This is a genomic window from Nocardia sp. CWNU-33 (assembly GCF_046764895.1).
Lineage (GTDB): Bacteria > Actinomycetota > Actinomycetes > Mycobacteriales > Mycobacteriaceae > Nocardia.
This window is the reverse complement of sequence record NZ_JBKOQN010000002.1, coordinates 469332-486964: the sequence shown is the minus strand read 5'-3', so window position 1 is coordinate 486964 and position 17633 is coordinate 469332. Positions and strand designations below refer to the sequence as shown.

Here is a 17633-nt window from a genome sequence, read left to right as displayed (position 1 = left end):
ACCCGAGATGCGACCGGACCTCCCGACCGGGGAACCAGTCTGGCGGCCAGGTCCCTTCCACCGCGCCTTGACCGCCCTGCCGGTCGCCTTCCCACCCTGTCCTCCATTGAACGTGCACGGCTGATCGTGCACATTGCGCTCCAAGCAACGCGCTGAAGCAGCGACCAGGGTCGACGGGACCTCTCGATCGTGATCGCCTGTCGGTCAGGCGAGGTCGGCGGACACTTGATTCGCAACAGCATTGGATGGTGGATCACTCCCCCAACCGCCTGATCGGCGCCAAACCAGAGAGCACCGCCGCCAGGTCGACCGAAACGCCATGACCGCTGAATCTCGTTGGGGGACAGGAAACCCCGTCCGGCCATCAGGGCCGGGCGGGGTTATTCCGCCACTGATCGTTGCGTTCGAATCAGTGGCTTTCTGGACGCCGCTGCGCCGATTCGCGCTCCTCGGCGATCCGACGACGGACTTCGTCCCACGACACGGGCAACTCATCGACGGGCGCGGTAAAGAATACGAACGTGGCCTCGCGCATGACCTTGCGCTTGCGTCGGACGGTCGACTTGTGCGGCTCGGCGCCCGCGTAGGCGTAGATGGCGGCCTTGTCGGTCCAGGCGGAATAGGTCCAGAAGGTGCCCTTCAACATTTCCGCTTTCAAGGCAACGCCGAGAGCTCCCGGCGAGCGGCCGGCCTGGCGCCACAGCGACAGAGAGGCGGGAACCTAATGGTGAGGGCGACCGATCTGTTCCGAATCCGCTACCCGGACACCGTCGAGTTGGCCCAGAAATTGGCCGATGCGTACGGGCTCACGGTCGTGAATTACGACCGGCGCGGCCGCGGTGACAGCACTGATTCGCCCGGCGTGTACGACGTCGAGAACGAGATCGACGATCTCGCCGCGCTGGTCGATGCGGTCGGCGGCGAGGCCGCGATCTTCGGCTGGTCCGCGGGCGCGGGCTTGGCGCTGCTTGCCGCCGCCTCGGGGCGGGTGCCGGGCATCACCAAGGTGGTCGCCTTCGAGCCGCCGTTTATCACGAACCATGAAAACTTTGTTCCCCCAGCGGACTGGCCGTGACGCTGCACGGGATGATTGCCGCGGACCGGCGCGCCGAGGTGGTGCGTTACTACATGACCAAGGCTATGGGCATGCCGCGCTTGTTCACCGCGATCATGCGCTTCACCCCATTCTGGAAGAGTCTGCTCGCCACCGCCCCCGCCACTGCCCATGATTGGGCGATCATGGGTCCGTATATGCGCGGTGAGGCGCTACGTCCCGACGATTGGTCGAGTGTCGAGGTGCCCACCCTGGTCATTTCCGGCGACAAGAGCGGAGCCGTGCTGCGCACCGCCGCCCGCGCCACTACCGACGTGCTCCCGAATGCGCGGCACGAGGAAGTATCGAAGCTGAGTCACAATCCGAATGTCGAACTTCTTGTCCCGGTCTCCGGCCAATTCCTCGTCGTCGCAGATAGATTTGCGCCCTGAAGCTCTACCACCTGTTTCTCGCTGACATCTATTTCCGAAAGTGCCACATCGTGCCGAAAGTTACCGCAGGTCTGTTCATTTCGCTCGACGGCGTCATCGCCGATCCGCCGGAATGGCATTTCCCATACTTCAACGACGAAATGGGAGCCGCTGTCACCGCGCAACTCGGCGCCGCCGATACCATGCTCCTCGGCCGTGCCACCTACGACGCCTTCGCTGGGGCGTGGCCACAGCGTGAGGCCGCCGGCGCTGCGGACGCGACCCTCGCCAAGTCGTTCGGCGATGCTCGTAAGATCGTCGTCTCGCATCAGCGGCTCGAGTTCGTCTGGCGCAATTCCGAACAGCTGAAAGGCGACTTGCTCGCGGCGGTCGCCGAGCTGAAGCAGCAACCGGGTGGATCCGATATCGCCATCTCCGGTTCGGTCTCCATCGTCCGTCAGCTGCTCGCGGCCGGTCTCATCGACGAGCTGCACCTGTTCGTTCATCCGCTGGCCCTGCGCACCGGTGAGCGCCTATTCGACGAGGGATCTCCCCTCCCGCTGCGCCTGCTCTCCGCACAACCCTTCACCACCGGTGTGGTGCATCTGGTCTACGGCCCCCAGGGCGACGCCCCCACCGGCGACTACAACGACGCCAAAGCACACCTTCCCCAATAGCCTTCAGAACCAAGAGGATCGAACCATGCGAATCCGCATCGTGTCGCTGGCCGCCCTGAGCGCCGTGGCCTTGTCCGCCCTGCTGATCAGCGGCTGCAGCGACGACATGACCACCAGCGGCGGCACGTCGACGTCGGAAACCCGGCCTGCTGCGGCCGACCAGGCATCCGCAGACGGCAAAGGCCGCTATGCCGAGATCAATGGCAGTCGGCTCTACTACGAGACACACGGCACCGGGCAGCCGTTGATTCTGCTGCATGGCGGATACTCCACCGCCGAATCCACCTTCAGCGCATTCATCCCCGAGCTGTCCAAGACTCGCCAGGTCATCTCGGTGGAGCTACAGGCCCACGGCCACACACCCGATCGCGGGGGCCCGATGAGCTACGAGTCGCTGGCCGATGATGTTGCGGCGCTGATCACCCATTTGAAACTCGGCAAGGCCGATCTGTTCGGTTACTCACTCGGCGGCGGTGTGGCCCTGCAGGTGGCCGCCCGGACACCGGGCCTGGTCAATCGGCTGGCCATCACTTCGGCTCCCTACCGTTCCGACGGCTGGATGCCCGAGACCCGTGCGGGCATCGCCGCCATTAACCCCGATGCCATGCGCGACAGCCCTATGTACCAGCTCTACAGCAGCGTCGCACCAGACCCCGCCGGCTGGAACGCCCTTGTCACCAAAACCAAGCAGCTGCTCACCCAGGATTACGACTGGACCGCGCAGCTGGCGAAGAGCAAAGCGCCCGCCCTCGTCATGACCGCCGAATCCGATGCCCTGTATCGAGACCACGCCACCGATATGGTCTCTCGGCTGAACACCGGAAAGCCCGGCAGCGCTCGCCTCGAAATAGTTCAGGGCACAACACATTACGACATCATGTACCGGTCCGATCTGCTCCTGCCCCTGCTCACTTCATTCCTCGAGCCGGCGCCTGTCCGGTAAGTGCGCCAACCAGGCCAGCCGCGATCGGAGTTTCGATCGCGGCTTCGCCGCGTCACCCATCAGATCGTCGCCGGACCGGGAAGCCTTCGCCGGCGCGTCATGTCGATCAGCCCCGCAGGCCGGGCCCGCGTAGGAGAGGCGCAGACTGCGCTTCGGACCGCGTCGATGGGCCGAGAAACGAGCCGGCGCGGCAAGTGTCGTTCGATCACAACGATATTCAGGTGACCATAAGTACAGTTTAGCCTAACCTAATGCACGCCACTGTCATCGCCATTCAGTCGAATACCGTTGATATGCAGTCACTTTCAGCGACAATTCTGTGCGGAACACCCCCAGATGTCGCGGCGCTGAACATCGATATCCCCAAGCATCCGACACTTCTCATACACGGCCGCGACGACCGGATCGCACCGATCGAACCGATCGAACCGATCCGAGAGTGGGCTCGGGCTCGCCGCAATATCGACATGCGTGAATTCGCCGACGCCGGGCACGACCTGCTGCACGAACCGCACCACGGCAACGTCACCGAAGCCGTGATCGACTTCGTCCTCGGTAGCGCCCGATCGACCATCGGCGCCGGCGCGCCCGTCCCGCGTTGGTTCGCCCATGATCACAGCGCCGGGCCTGATCGATAACGCCGTTGCGCTCGGCCGGGCAATGTTTTCGCGTCGCGCACGACCGTGCAGCACTGCCGACCGGCCGCGCCGAACAGTGGCACTCAGCATCACGTTCCAACTGCGGCCTCCGCTCCCACCAGGTCACGGGATCAGGTAGCCCCCCGCGTAGGTGTCGCACACTGCGGCTTGGACCGCGTCGACGGGCGAAGAAACAAGCGGGTTGCACCCGGCCACGAGTCGATCGGCGCACTCCTCGATGATGCTGCGACGCCATCCAGGGCACTGCTGCGGCAGTGCATGCACGATGCGCAGCAGCCCGATCAGCGCAGCGGTGCGTGGATCGGGCTGCTGGCCGTCCAGGAGCGCCCGTTGCAGCGGCCTGCGCAGCACGTCTTTGCCCCGTTGGTCGAGAGTCGGCCAACTCGTCCACGGTATGACCCCTGCCAGTCGGACCTGTTGCGATACACCCGCTCGTCAGCGCAAAGGCGAGCCAGCAGTGGCTTGTGCAGGCCGCGCTCGAGCTTCTGGATCACCTGCTTGGGCGTGCACGGTACCGCCTCGATCGCAGCCATCGCATCGACCAGGATCGGGTCGGTCGGGAAGCCGCCCGTGTCAGCACACACCAATCTGCCCGGTTTCACCGGCTCACCCGCCCCGCTGATCCGGACCAGCGGAACCGATGTCGCCGGCGTCGGCAAGGTCAACTCGACCAGAAGCGCTCCGGCCAGGACCCCGGAGATACTGATCCGATCGATCAGCATGTCACCGGACTCGTCGTCCAGTAACAGCCACAACAGGTCCTCGGCGATCAGTGCGGTCCGTCTCCGATGGTTGTGATCAGCAGTGGTTGCCATTGGTTGCCACCGTGTTCGTTGCTCGCTGTGAACACGCTGAGAGAGTGTCCGGCGCAGCAACCTTGGTGGACGATGATTGCTGCATGCACTCTTTCGAGGTCGTCGTACGCCCCTCGCGCTGGGGGCTACGTGTTCGTTCGGCCCTGATCTGCGCCGGCGTGGTGGCCATCGTGCTCGGTGTGGGCGCGATTGCGTGGCTGTGGCTGTTGCACCGATCGCTGATCGGCTCCCTCGACGCCGCCACGGGCGCCCGGGTCGATGACATCGCTGCGCAACTCGTCGGTTCAGGACCCGCCGATCTCAGTCCCGGGCTGTTCACTACCGACGGGCACATCGATATCGTCCAGATTCTCGATGCGACGGGCACGGTTGTGCGATCCTCCGGGGGCGCGCCCTCGGCTGCGTTGATCGCTGTGCCGGATTCTGCAGTGACCACCGGCCGATCACTCGGTGGCGAGGCCGATCTGCGTGCGTCGGCCAGGACGCTGGACGCCTCGTCAGGCACGTTCACCGTGCTGGCAGCCACAAGCGGTGAGCCGGTCGAGGACACCCTCAAGGAGGTCACTATCGGCATCGCCTTGTGCGGACCGGTGGTCGTCCTGGCCGCCGCGTCCGCCACCTACACACTGGTCGGCCGATCCTTGGCATCGGTCGAGGCAATCCGCGCGCACGTCGCAAGCATCGGCGCCGAACGGCTCGCCGAGCGAGTCCCGGTCCCTATCGCCCAGGATGAGATCGCCCGACTTGCCGCGACGATGAATGCGATGTTGGACCGTGTGCAGGCGGGACGCGATGCACAACGCCGCTTCGTCGGGGACGCCTCCCACGAGTTGCGTAGCCCGCTGGCCACCATGATCGCAGCACTCGAGGTCGGCCGCGACCATCCCGACTTCGTCGACCGCGAACTGATCACCACCACCCTGCTCCCCGAAGCCGAGCGGATGCGCCACCTGATCGAGGATCTGCTGACCTTGGCCGCAACCGACGAGCATGGACTCGCACTGCGCACCACCGACATCGATCTCGACGACCTGGCTGCCACAGCGGCCGCGCTGCTGCGTCACCATCGCCCGGCACTGCACGTCACCACCGATCTGCACCCGGTCCGGCTGATCGGCGATCAGCAGGCACTCGAACGCGTGCTCCGCAATCTGGTGGACAACGCCGCCACCCACAGCGAATCACGTGTCGTGCTCACCACCCGAGCCACCGACCGGCGAGCGCTTTTCATTGTCGATGACGACGGGCCCGGCATCCCGATCCGCGACCGCGCACGCGTATTCGAACGCTTCGTCAGGCTGCAAGACGACCGCTCGCGCAATTCCGGCGGCACCGGATTGGGACTGGCGATCGTTGCCCAGCTGGTCGCCGCCCACCACGGCTCGGTCACCATCGAGGATGGGCCGCACGGCGGAACCCGCGTCGTGGTCGTGCTCCCCATCGACCAACACCCCACATAGTCGACGAGCCGATCACTCAACCATTCTCGGCGAGCCGGTAACCCACCCCACGGTGAGTTTCGATGACAGACCGACCGAACGGCACGTCGATCTTCTTGCGCAGATACCCCACGTACACCTCGACCACGTTCTCCGGACCCTCGTAGTGCGCGTCCCACACATTCCGCAGGATCTCCTGCTTACTGACCACAACCCCTTTGCGCCGCAACAAGAATTCCAGTAACGCGAACTCCCGCGGGGTGAGCGTCAACGCCACCGCGCCGTGTCGAACCGAACGCCTCGCCGGATCCAACACCAAATCACCAGCGCTCAGGATCGGCCGCTGCTGCGGAGTCTGCCGCCTCAACAACGCGCGCACTCTCGCGATCAGAACCACGAACGAAAATGGCTTGGTCAGATAGTCGTCCGCACCGAGATCCAGTGCGTCTGCCTCCTCGTGATCCCCGTTCTTGGCGGTCAGCATCAACACTGGTGTCTGCACATCCCGAGTGCGGATCCGTCGCAGCACTTCGTACCCGCTCAGACCGGGCAGCATGATGTCGAGCACAATGACGTCGAAGCGCTCTTCGGTCGCAAGCCACAGTCCGTCGGGCCCGGTGGCGGCCACCTGCACCACGAACCCTTCCAACTCCAGTCCACGACGCACAGTTTCGGCCAATAGCTCTTCGTCCTCTACCAGCAAGACCCTCACTGGGCCAGTCCCCAACGACGGGCCGCGCGCACCGCGTGCGAGCAGTCGGCGTCGGAGATCCGACACAACACCTGCGTTCGACATGCTCGTTTTCGCATCACCGCCCCATCATCGCCTATAGGGCGACGGACTTGCCTTGACCAGGCCACATGTCCCCCGGCAAAGACCTCGTCACCGACCAACAGCAAGGGCGCTCCGACTATGAGCGCCGCCGCTACCCTGCTGAACTCGTCACCACTCACTGAACTCAGTGCTGCTGTAGTCGGTGACTGCACGTCCGCGGCCGTCACCAGATGCTGTGTCAACGCCCGAAGGTCCGCCCGAGAAAGGTAATCAACGCAGCGCGGATCTCCTTCGGCGGTGCGTCGACCCCCTCGAATTCGTGATCACAGTCGTAGGCGTGGAATTCGGTACGCACCCCTGCGCGGTTCAACGCATCACGAAATTCAACACTTTGACCGAAAGGCACCACATGGTCGAAATGCCCGTGCTGCAACAGGACTGGTGGATCATCGCGACTGACGTAGCTGATCGGACTGGCAGCGCGGGCCCGCTCGGGACACGCAGTGGCGACACAACCCAGTAGCAACGACTCTCCAGAACCCTCCGCGAGATGACTCCTGCCGCGACCGTCATCGAGGGCTTGATCGTCGATGCTGAGCAGATCGATGGGGCCGAACCAATCGGCGACCGCTTGCACTCGGCTCGAGTAACCGGCACTGCCCTCACTCCCTTCGAGTTCGGGTACATCACCCGAGGTTCCCAGCATCGCCGCGACATAGCCACCGGCCGAATCTCCCCATGCTGCAACATGATTAGGGTCGATGCGATAGCTTTCGGCACTGGCGCGCAGCCACCGCACCGCGGCCTTCGCGTCGAAGATCTGGGCGGGCCACTGCGCCTGACTACTGAGGCGATAGTCCACGGCTGCCACCGCGTAACCGGCCGCGACCAATTGTGCGAACGGTGTTCGCTCGTCGGCCTGCCATCGTAGCTTTCCATAGTTCTTCCGCGAACCGCTCGACCATCCACCGCCATGGAAGTACACGACCAGCGGTGCTGGTCCGGTGGTGGCCGGCAGATACAGATCGAGTCTCAGGTCACTACCGTCGACCGACGCATAGATCAGGTCGGCAATCGTGGGCGCGGCAGGTTGCCGTGCGGACGCGGACATCGATAGCGCGATCGCCACGATCGACCCGACCGCGACTGCGAGACGAACTGTCGACGTCATTACCGACCACATCCCTCTCCTCGCCTGCATGCACCGACTGCACAATCTTGTTGATAATCAGGCCATTACAACTCACGCGTCGAACTCCGGCGAGTAAGCCGAGTCATTTCGCGAGCCGGATTCGGCTGTCGGCGTCGTCTCAACCAAGTGCGGTCAATAGCGCGGTGAGAGCCTTCGTCTCGGTCGCGTTGTCGGGTTTGCCGGCCCGTACCGCCCTCAGGGCGCTGTCGATCTGCTCATCCAGCGCGTTCCATGCGTTCTTGTCCAGGGAACGCAGGGATGCCACATCGTCGTCCCATGCAGATTCGAGGTCCTTGATCCGGGCCTTCGCACCGGTCTGGTCGCCGGCTTGAACTTTCAGCAGCATGTCTTGGGCAATGGTACGGAACTTCGCTACTTCTACCTGCGGGAAATGCGGTGTCGTCTCGCCTGAAGACAGTGCCGTGGTCTCGGGCGCCGCTGTGGTGTCGTCCTCGCTCGTCACTGTTGCGTGCGGCTGTGCTGCGGCCCCTAGGAGTAACGCACCCGTCGCGACGGCGACTGCCACGTAGTAGCCGATCATGATCCGCTCGCGATCCGGACGCGTGATCACGGTCGGTGAGTGGGTCCGTTCGACCACCGCGATGACATCGCTGTGGGTGCGGGCCAGGTACACCACCGATGCGAGGATCGCGGCGAGGAAGATTACGCTGGTGGCGGCGGTACCCACTCCGAGGCCGTGATCGGTCGCTGGGGACGCGAGCCAGTCGCCGAGGTTCGCCCCTAGCGGGCGGGTCAGAACGTAGGCGAGCCAGAACGATATCACCGCCTTCGCACCCAGCCGTCGGCCGATCACGATCGCGACGATCAAGCCGACCGGCAGAAGTACCGAAGTGCCAGGCCCCCAACCGGTAAGTTCCAATGTCCAGTCACCAGCCGCTGTGCCGAGGGCGAAGGTGACAAGGACCGCGAGCCAATAGAACAGCTCTCTCGGCAGTGGTGACGATGCTGTGGATCGACAACGTCCGCTCCCGAGCGAACCACACCCCGAAGATGATGACCAGAACCGCCGTGAAGATGCTGGTGCTCAGTGCGAGCGGAACACCCCGATTGTCGGTGAGGATGTCGGTGTACAGCGTGCCCGTCACACTCAGCACGACGACCGAAAGCCAGTAGACGGTCGGCACATAGCGGTCCAGACGCAACTGCCACCCCAGCACCGCGGCGAGCACGAGCGTAAAAATGAGAGCGGTAAGGCTCAGACCGACACCCAACGTCATGTTGATCCAGTCAGCGACGCTCTCACCCACGGTCGTGCACAGGATCTTGATGATCCAGAACCACACCGTAACCGCGGGCACCTTGCTCAGCAGCACGTGGACCGCAGCGGCCTCGGATCTCGTTGTCTCGCTCACAACGCGGGACTGTAACGACGGCTCGCTGAAAAGGCGCTGAGAGCTGCAGGCACGTGCATTCAGCCCGGGTGCGGTCAGCCGCAGCACACCGATGCTCTACAAGATCCACGACTCGAACACCGGCAAGCCCGACAGCACCGCACCGCCCGATAGCCACTCGTGGCGGATCTGGCACATGTCGGCGAAAGACCGCTACCGCCTCGTCCCCGAAGTCTCGGACGTAGTGTCGCTGCCATTGATCGGCGCAGACTCGACGTCGCTCGGCTCGATAACCGCCGTCCGACGATTCTTTCGATAACTGAAGGTAATCCCCAATATCAGAATCGCCAGCAATGCCGCGGAAGTTCCGTACGTGCCGAGTGCGAGGCCACCATTGGCATGTGGTTTCGACAGCCAGTCGCCGGCAGTCGCGCCGAGCGGGCGGGTCAGCACGAAGGCCATCCAGAAAAGCAGGACACCGGAGAGCCCGGTGAAGTAGTGGGCGGCCGAGATGACGACCATGATGACAGCGATGAGCGTGGCGCTGCCCCAGTATCCGAGTCCCGAACTATCGGACAGATAATCGCCGAGGGAAGTCCCCAGGGTGTTGGACAGCAGGATCGCGGCCCAGTACAGCACTTCGCCGCGCACGGTGGTGATGTTCGCGACGTCGAACGTCTGCCCGCTGAACTTCCAGATCACGAAGACGGTGACCAATCCGGAGATGAGAATGATCGCGCCGACGCCGTAGCCGAGTCCGCCGTCGGTAGATGTGTCCGAGCCGGGCCCCCTGTTGATCAGGTCCGACATCGTCGTGCCCGCCGTGCTGGTCGCGGCGATCACCGTCCAGTAGAGCGCGGGATGGAATCGACGCACTCGCAATTGGACCAGCACACCGACTATGAAGATGGCAAGAAATAACAGCGACGCCTGCGCGTAGCCGAGCCCGAGCGTCTGCGCCAGCAGGTCCCCACCGGTCTCCCCCAGCGTGGTCGCGGCGATCTTCAGCACCCAGAACATCACCGTGACCTGGGGAAGCTTGTAGTCGACCAGCAGACTGCGAGCAGTGTTCTTCACCATCGATCCTCTCTTCGTCAGTGCGATACCTACCCGATCCGTAGCATGGCAACCCGCCGCTGAGAGCACGCTGAAAGAGTGCTTCAGTACTCATAGGATCGACTGTTCCCGCAGGTGGTGACGTTGGGCCGCGCCCAGGTCCGCTCAGCGTGTTCCCCCTCAAGTCGTCGAGGAAGTGGAGCTCCTCGATTCCACGAACGACAGAAATGTTGACGCTGGAGCCTCCAGTTGCCGGCTTCACGACCGCCGGTCCATCACCGAGAATCCGCCGCACGTCCGACTCGGCAACCGGATCATTCGCTCGATAAATCACACGGGGCGCCGTCGTCACGGATGCGACCTGAAGGATCGCAAGGGCTCGCGCCTTGTGCCAGGCGGCAGAACAGGCATCGCTGCGGGGGCCGGTGAACGGAACACCCAGCATTTCGAGCCACGACTGCAAATGCCCGTCCTCCTCCCATCCGCCGTGCACCGCAACGTAAGTCAGATCTGCATCATGTAGGCAGGCGAGGACTTCCTCGTCGAGCAGCGACGCCGCGATGTTGCGACGCCATAGCCGCCGCTGCTCGATATCTGGCGGATTGTTCGGCACATGATAGGGAGGAAGTGCGGCCGGAAACCCGTAATGGCCCCGCCAGTATCGGCAATCGGCCGCAAGGTCGATGAGCGTGACCTCATGCCCCAGCTCTAAAAGGGATTGGACAGCGGCCGTACCCGAAGACATTGATACATCTCGCTCGCCGTCCCCCCGCCACAGATCACGTTGATACGCACCGGCGCATTGTGACACGACATCACACCCGTGATCAGTGGGCGGCATATCAGATGCCACGGTCACTGTGAGGCGTTTGCCGACGAGTCGTCCAGAGGCGACCGACGCCGAGCGGGCCGCGTCGCGGCCCCGCAGCCAATCGCGCCTGGGGGCAGACCCGACCGGTTGGAGCCAACGCGACAACCCATGCAGCGCCCGACGAAGGAGTCATCGCATGCACGAACATCGCTGGGCGGGTGCATAATTCGGACATCTAAGCAGATTGACGCAAGCTTAGGAGTGCCTTGCCTAACCCGCCGTACTCCGCTATGGTCGACCCCGTTCTTGATTTGCGAGTGGGTCACGTGCCCGGGTGCACGACCACGTTCCCGCGCATCGCCGAACGACCGTGCGTCCTTCTACAGGGCAGGGCACTGCAAAGGGGAAGTTCAGGATGTCGATTGCTGTAAACAGCGAGATACGTTCACTTGAAATGCGCATGTTGAGCGCGAATTCGCAAGTGTTCTTGGACCAGCTGGGCACGACGTTGGCTGCGGCATATGGAGGGTTGTCCAATCCTCGCTGCCGGCAAGCGATCTCGACACTGGCAGCAAATATCGAGGGTGAGCTGCGCGAAAAGATATATCCACCGGCCACGGACGGGGGCGTATGTGTAGTCCGCGGGCTCCTCATCGATGAGCAATCGGTCGGCCGAACTCCGCCGATCTGGGCAGCGATCGATGACACGGCTAGTTTGCCGTTGGATCTGCAAATGTTGTTGCTCGCCAGCATGATCGGCGAACCTTTCGGCTGGCGAGGCCAGCAGGAGGGGCGGCTGGTGAACAATGTCATGCCTGCGCGAGGGTATGAGAGCGTGCAGACCGGGGCGAGCAGCTCGATTCTGTTGAGCCCACACACCGAAGATTCTTTTCATCCGCATCGCTCGCACGTCTTCCTTCTCGGTTGCGTTCGCAACCCGGACGGTGTCGCGACGACCATAGCCTCGGTTCGCGATGTGAATCTCTCCGCTGCCGACCACGAAATACTCTTGCGCCCAACGATTCCGATCCTGCCGGATCTCACCTATGGAGACGCGGAGAAGTGGGGAGCCGCAGATCCGATTCCTACGTTGTGGGAACGCTCGGACGGGCTGTGCCTGCGCTACGACCCGGACTACACACCGTGGGCCGACGCCGATCCTGAATACCGAGAGGCCTACCTGCGGTTGGGAAGCGAACTGGAGCGGGTTACTCGTCGTGTCGTGCTCGAGCCCGGTGACGTCGCGATCATCGACAACGACGTGGTTGTACACGGCCGCGTCCCGTTCACCGCGCGATTCGACGGCACCGATCGGTGGCTCAAGCGAGTAAATGTCGCGATGCCGGATCGGCCGCGCCCGATGGCCGAGTTGACCGAGAATGGCTACGGCCAGCTGGTCGACTATCTCTCCTTGGAGTCGAAATGAATGACATGCCACTGCGCGTGCTCTCGCGCAATGACCTGGCGGACATAGCTATCACACCCGCCGAGGTGATCAAATCGGTGCGCGATGTTTACGTGACTCTCGCACAAGGCCAGTCTCGAAACCCTGCCAAGATAGCGCTTCCCGTACCGGACCGAGACTCGATCTCATATTCGATGCTCGGCTATGACGGGTCTCGACGAGTGGTCGCCTTCAAAACGTCGTACAAGCAGGAGAAGGGACGCGGACAGAAGCAGTACTACACCACTATCACTCTCTACGATGACGACTCCGGCGCTCCGATCGCGCTGATGGACTGCGCTCGAATCGGGTCGCTGCGTACACCGGCCGCGACTGCACTTCTCGTCGAGGCCAGCGCTGCACCGGCCGCCAGGACGGCGCTGTTGATCGGGACCGGCACCCAGGGTAGGCAGGCATTCCCCTACCTGCTCGAGGTGCTGCCGAACTTGGATCGCCTGTTGCTCTACGGGACCCATGACGCCGGAATCGCCGCGGTGCTGGAGGTATTCCACCAGCACCACCCGGATCGGACGATCGAAGTGGTCACCGACGTGACCGGTGCGGTACTCGACGCCGACGTCGTGCTGGCCGCCTCTGGCCCAGCCACGGCGGTCAAGGTACGGACAAACTCCTTGAAGCCGGGCGGACTACTGGTGGACGTCGGATACGGCGTCGCGGACTCCGCACTGCTGGACTCCGACTACGCGATTGCTACCAGCGCGGGCCAGCTGGCGGTGACAGGGAAGTATCTGGCTGGTCCGGATGGGACGCTACGACCGGTCGACGCCGAGCTACCGGAAATACTCGCCGGCCGCGGCCTGGGGCGAAAGACGCCGGAGGATCGGGTCTTCGCATATAACAGTGGGCTGGTCGTCACCGACATCGCAGTGGGGCATGCGCTGGCAATCCGCGCTATCGAAGAAGGCCGTGGACAGGAGCTGCGACTGTGGAACTGACCGAGACCGCCGCGCTGCCGCTCCCGGCAAAAGAACTGGGCTGGGTCACTCGGGTGCGAACCGATCCGACATTGCTCGCCGATATGGCAAATGCGGTAGGCGGCGGCCCATTTCACGTGGTGTACCCCGAGCAGTTCACTACGAATCTCGCGGCCTTCGTCGATGCGATGGTCACTGCCGGTGTCGACGGCAAGGTGTACTTCGGCAAGAAGGCCAACAAAGCCGCGTGCTGGCCGCGTGCCTGTGCCGAGGCGAACACCGGAGTGGATGTCGCAAGCGCGCCGGAGTTGATCCATGCTTTGGCCAACGGCGTTCGAGGCGAGGACCTGGTGATCACCGGGCCCAGCAAAAGCGATGATCTTCTGTGGCTGGCCACTCGCCATCGCTGCCTGATCACGGTCGACGAGCTCGACGAGCTCGACCGAGTGATCGCGATTGCCGACGCGGGCGAAGCGGTCCGCATTCTGTTGCGAGTCCTGCCGCCGTCGAACCCCAACAGTCGATTCGGACTCAACGACAACGAGCTGGACCTTGCGATCGACCGGTGCGTAGCGCATCGCGCACACCTGAGGATGGAAGGCTTCTCCTTTCATCTGACCGGGTACAGCGTCGCACCGCGGGCATGGCAAGCCTCCGATCTGATCGACCGGTGCCTGGCCGCGCGAGCCAAAGGCCTTGCAGCCACCTCGGTTTCGATCGGCGGCGGATTCGCCGTCGACTACGTCGATGCGAGCCCTTGGCAGCAGTTCCTCAGCAAGTATCAAGATTCCTGGTTCCACACCCGGAAGACCTTCAGCGGGTTCTACCCCTATCACGCGAATCCCGCAGGCGCGGAGATGCTCTCGGCGATCCTCGGCAGCTCGGTTGCCACGGAGCATTCCGATCTCGCCGCCAAGTTCGCGCAGACCGGTACCCGATTGCTGATCGAACCAGGCCGGGCACTGCTCGATGGCTGCGGCTTCACCGCCTTTCCTGTCCTCGGCTACAAGCCGAGACAGGACTACGGGTTCATCACCGCGTCCGGGCTCAGCTTGAGCTTGTCCGAACAATGGTTTGCCAGTGAGTATCTGCCGGATCCGATGCTCTGGCCCCAGCAGGAGCCGAGCACCCCGACGAGTGCCTGCGTCGGCGGCTCGAGTTGCCTCGAAACAGATATGTTGTCCTGGCGCAAGATTCGATTCGATCGTGTCCCGCGCAGAGGTGATCTGTTGATCTACCCGAATACCGCTGGCTATCAAATGGATTCGAACGAGTCGGAGTTCCATCAGTTGCCATTGCCACCGAAGGTCGTCGTCACGACCTCGCCGGGACGCATCCGGTGGCGACTGGAGTCCGCTGGTGTTTCCCATCGAGGGGGCGGTCACAGCCATGAATAATGCGCTGCAATCGACAAATCATCGTACCGGAGAACGAGCCGAGAACATCGCCGAGCGTGTCTCTGATCTGGTCGGCCGCACGCCGCTCATCGAATTGTGCAGAACCGGCTCAGGATCGCGACTGCTACTCAAACTCGAGCAGTTCAATCCGACGGGCTCTGCAAAGATTCGGATGGCTCGACAGATGGTGCTCGACGCCGAGCTGGACGGTCGGCTCCCGCCGGGCGGGCACATCATCGAATCCACCTCAGGGAATACAGGTCTCGGCCTCGCAGTGGTCGCCGCCGAGCGTGGCTACCGATTCACCGCGGTCGTGGACAATCACTCGGCCAAGGACAAATTGCGAGCGATGGTCGCCATGGGCGCACAGCTGATCTACGTCGCCGATACCAGCGACGACGGTCCGAGCCCGACCGCACGTGAAGAGCACGCCGCCCTACTGGCCGCTTCGGAGGAGGGCGCCTACTTCTTCGATCAGCACAACAATCCGAGCAACGCGCGGGGATACCGGGCGCTGGCCGACGAACTTCGTGCAGACCTTGCTACCGACGTGGACTACCTGGTCAGCTCGGTAGGCACCGGCGGTTCTCTATTCGGTACCGCGCGTGAACTGCGTCGCCTCGGTTCGTCGGTCAGGGTGATCGGTGTCGAACCTGTCGGTTCGATCGTATTCGGTGGCCCGGGCGGTCCGTATTGGCAGTCCGGCACCGGCACTCCCCCCGGTGCCCCGATCGGCAGCACCATCGACTACGACCTTCTCGACGAGGGGGTTAAGGTATCGGATGTTCACGCCTTTGCGACCGCGCGCACAGTTGCGCGACGCAACGGTTTGATGCTCGGCGGTTCGGTCGGCGGAGCAGTGTATGTAGCGATGAAACGGCTGCGTGAAATTCCTCCCGGCAGCACGATGGTGACCATCGCATGCGATGGCGGCGAAAAGTATCTCGACACGATTTTCAATGACGAATGGATGCGTGAGAAGAACTTGCTGAACTCGGTCGCAGAAGCGGAGGTCGCACAATTGCTCGATGAATATGCCAGTGAAATCGGCTCGTCAGCGTTGACTCGGCCCTCGGCACGATCGACGCCGGCATGAGCCTCGCGATCGGTGTGCGCGACAGTCGCCCGTTGATCGCTCTCGCGGCCCCCATCGCGGGGATCCAACTCGCGCAAGTGGCGCTGACCACCACGGACCTTGCGATGATGGGCTTGCTCGGTGTGCAGGCGATCGCCGCGGGCGGGTTGGCAATAACGCTGTACAACCAGGTGCGCACGATGAGTGTGGGTGTGGTGACGGCGGTCGGAAATTTGGTGGCGGGCGCGGTGGGCCAAGGGGAATCGCGCGCCGGTACCGACCAACTCGACGAGCAAGCGCGATCGGAGATCCGCCAGGTCGTTCGTGCGGCATTTCTGGTGGCGACCTTCGTCGGTCTGCTCGCGGGAGGTGCTCTTGTTGCGCTGAGCTACTCGCTCGTATGGTTCGGTCAGGACGCCCGCATTCTGGAACTGGCACGGCCGATGATGATGGCATTGGCGTTCGGTCTGGTGCCAATGTTGTGGCTGAACGTGCTCCGTCAATTCGCGGTAGGCATGCGCAGACCCGGATCACTGTTGTGGGTCACCATCGGCTCTGTCGGGGTGAACGCAGCCATCAACGGCACCTTCATCTACGGCTGGTTTGGACTTCCGGTCCTGGGGTTGACCGGGATCGGTTGTGCCACCTCCTTTGTCAACCTCTTGACATGCTGTGCCTTCTTCCTGATCGTCCGCAGGGACACCCATCTTGCGCCATTGCTGTCGATCCAGGGCTGGCGCGCGGATCTGAGGACAGTTCGCGCGATCCTGCGACTCGGGATCCCGATCAGCTTGACATACGGATCAGAAGCAGGACTTTTCTCTGTCGCCGCACTCATCATGGGGAGTTTCGGTCCGACCGTGCTGGCTGCGCACAACGTAGTCATCCAATTGACATATATCGTCTTCCAGGTAACCATCGGCCTTTCGCACGGGTCGTCCATCTTGGTGAGTCGAGTGGTCAGCAAGGGAGATCTCGACGAAGCGAGAAGTACTGCCCGCATAGCTTTGACTCTCGGTGTCGCAGTAATGGGCGCAGTGGGCATCATATATGTGGCGGCACCCCGATTGGTGCTTGTCCCCTTTCTCGATCAAACAGAGGCGGCGGACGTTCTGCCTTTGGCGAAGACCCTTCTCTTCATCGCTGTCGTGCAGCAATTCTTGGACTGCGCACAGAATATTGGTGTCGGACTTCTGCGTGGCCTCGGCAACACCAAGAGCGGCTTTCGAATCACGCTCGTCGGCTATTGGGCCGTCGGGCTACCTGTGCTGTTGACCTGCGCCTATGGTTTCGGGCTACGCGGTCCAGGAGTGTGGATCGGATTGTGTGCGGGCTTGGCGGTCACCGCGACGCTGCTGTTGCGGCGTTTCGACCGCGACCTCCACAAGCGAGAGCCCGCGCGCACCGCCGCATTCGTTTGAAAAACCCAGATCCACCGAGTTACGAAAGAGATCGACATGCGTCTGAATAGCTATGATGAATGGTCGCCGCTCCGAGAAGTAATTGTAGGATCGGGGCTGAACTACACCACACACGAGCGCGAGCTGACGTTCGATATGTTCCTTCACGAGAACATTTCCGGCGACAACGACCTTGCAC

The 17633-nt window shown here is 63.0% G+C and carries 15 protein-coding genes and 4 pseudogenes; 12 read left to right on the top strand and 7 right to left on the bottom strand.

The genetic code is table 11. From position 1 onward, the window contains the following. Window positions 1-124: pseudogene (locus tag ACLMAL_RS04400) on the top strand (cytochrome P450); the annotation flags it as partial. 285 nt (window positions 125-409) lie between these two features. Here ACLMAL_RS04400 and ACLMAL_RS04395 read toward each other — a convergent pair. Beyond that, window positions 410-646: a hypothetical protein gene (locus ACLMAL_RS04395; protein WP_411997874.1), complete on the bottom strand. Its 237-nt coding sequence runs from the start codon at window positions 644-646 to the stop codon at window positions 410-412. Window positions 647-724: 78 nt separating this feature from the next. On the opposite strand from ACLMAL_RS04395, the gene ACLMAL_RS04390 reads away from it, so the two are divergent. The 5 genes from ACLMAL_RS04390 (at window position 725) to ACLMAL_RS04370 (ending at window position 3722) form a co-directional block, all read left to right on the top strand. Then, on the top strand, window positions 725-1075 hold the full coding sequence (locus tag ACLMAL_RS04390) for an alpha/beta fold hydrolase (RefSeq protein WP_411997873.1): 351 nt from the start codon (window positions 725-727) through the stop codon (window positions 1073-1075). 11 nt (window positions 1076-1086) lie between these two features. Continuing rightward, window positions 1087-1485, top strand: coding sequence for an alpha/beta fold hydrolase (locus ACLMAL_RS04385; RefSeq protein WP_411997872.1), 399 nt, complete (start codon window positions 1087-1089; stop codon window positions 1483-1485). Window positions 1486-1535: 50 nt separating this feature from the next. Then, window positions 1536-2141, top strand: coding sequence for a dihydrofolate reductase family protein (locus ACLMAL_RS04380; RefSeq protein ID WP_411997871.1), 606 nt, complete (start codon window positions 1536-1538; stop codon window positions 2139-2141). Window positions 2142-2166: 25 nt separating this feature from the next. Next, a complete protein-coding gene (locus tag ACLMAL_RS04375) occupies window positions 2167-3084 on the top strand; it encodes an alpha/beta fold hydrolase (protein WP_411997870.1) in 918 nt (305 codons plus the stop codon). Window positions 3085-3335: 251 nt separating this feature from the next. Continuing rightward, entirely contained in the window at window positions 3336-3722 is a 387-nt protein-coding gene (locus tag ACLMAL_RS04370; protein ID WP_411997869.1) for a hypothetical protein, read from the top strand. A gap of 123 nt (window positions 3723-3845) precedes the next feature. On the opposite strand, the pseudogene ACLMAL_RS04365 reads toward ACLMAL_RS04370, so the two are convergent. After that, window positions 3846-4465: pseudogene (locus tag ACLMAL_RS04365) on the bottom strand (GOLPH3/VPS74 family protein). Window positions 4466-4641: 176 nt separating this feature from the next. Here ACLMAL_RS04365 and ACLMAL_RS04360 point away from each other — a divergent pair. Beyond that, on the top strand, window positions 4642-6018 hold the full coding sequence (locus ACLMAL_RS04360; RefSeq protein ID WP_411997868.1) for a sensor histidine kinase: 1377 nt from the start codon (window positions 4642-4644) through the stop codon (window positions 6016-6018). A 16-nt stretch (window positions 6019-6034) separates the two neighbouring features. On the opposite strand, the gene ACLMAL_RS04355 is transcribed toward ACLMAL_RS04360, so the two are convergent. The 5 genes and pseudogenes from ACLMAL_RS04355 to ACLMAL_RS04335 form a co-directional block, all read right to left on the bottom strand. Continuing rightward, window positions 6035-6709 (bottom strand): response regulator transcription factor, encoded by a 675-nt coding sequence (locus tag ACLMAL_RS04355; RefSeq protein ID WP_411997867.1) that lies wholly within the window; start codon window positions 6707-6709, stop codon window positions 6035-6037. 301 nt (window positions 6710-7010) lie between these two features. Further along, entirely contained in the window at window positions 7011-7943 is a 933-nt protein-coding gene (locus ACLMAL_RS04350) for an alpha/beta hydrolase fold domain-containing protein (RefSeq protein ID WP_411997866.1), read from the bottom strand. 139 nt (window positions 7944-8082) lie between these two features. After that, window positions 8083-9337, bottom strand: a pseudogene (locus ACLMAL_RS04345) (hypothetical protein). A gap of 192 nt (window positions 9338-9529) precedes the next feature. Next, window positions 9530-10336 carry a hypothetical protein gene (locus tag ACLMAL_RS04340; protein ID WP_411997906.1) on the bottom strand — a complete coding sequence of 269 codons (807 nt, stop codon included), beginning with the start codon at window positions 10334-10336 and terminating at the stop codon, window positions 9530-9532. A 466-nt stretch (window positions 10337-10802) separates the two neighbouring features. Continuing rightward, window positions 10803-11213 (bottom strand): annotated as a pseudogene (locus ACLMAL_RS04335) (hypothetical protein); the annotation flags it as partial. 703 nt (window positions 11214-11916) lie between these two features. On the opposite strand from ACLMAL_RS04335, the gene ACLMAL_RS04330 reads away from it, so the two are divergent. From ACLMAL_RS04330 to ACLMAL_RS04310, 5 genes are read left to right on the top strand one after another with little or no spacing between them, the layout of a single operon-like run. Continuing rightward, window positions 11917-12609 carry a TauD/TfdA family dioxygenase gene (locus tag ACLMAL_RS04330; RefSeq protein WP_411997865.1) on the top strand — a complete coding sequence of 231 codons (693 nt, stop codon included), beginning with the start codon at window positions 11917-11919 and terminating at the stop codon, window positions 12607-12609. Further along, window positions 12606-13583 (top strand): ornithine cyclodeaminase family protein, encoded by a 978-nt coding sequence (locus ACLMAL_RS04325; RefSeq protein WP_411997864.1) that lies wholly within the window; start codon window positions 12606-12608, stop codon window positions 13581-13583. The genes ACLMAL_RS04330 and ACLMAL_RS04325 overlap by 4 nt, the downstream gene beginning before the upstream one ends. Further along, window positions 13574-14959 carry a Y4yA family PLP-dependent enzyme gene (locus ACLMAL_RS04320; protein WP_411997863.1) on the top strand — a complete coding sequence of 462 codons (1386 nt, stop codon included), beginning with the start codon at window positions 13574-13576 and terminating at the stop codon, window positions 14957-14959. Before ACLMAL_RS04325 ends, ACLMAL_RS04320 begins: the two co-directional genes overlap by 10 nt. Continuing rightward, window positions 14952-16055, top strand: a complete 1104-nt coding sequence (locus ACLMAL_RS04315) for a PLP-dependent cysteine synthase family protein (protein WP_411997862.1) — start codon at window positions 14952-14954, stop codon at window positions 16053-16055. Before ACLMAL_RS04320 ends, ACLMAL_RS04315 begins: the two co-directional genes overlap by 8 nt. Continuing rightward, entirely contained in the window at window positions 16052-17455 is a 1404-nt protein-coding gene (locus ACLMAL_RS04310) for an MATE family efflux transporter (RefSeq protein ID WP_411997861.1), read from the top strand. Before ACLMAL_RS04315 ends, ACLMAL_RS04310 begins: the two co-directional genes overlap by 4 nt. The last annotated feature ends 178 nt before the right edge of the window (window positions 17456-17633 follow it).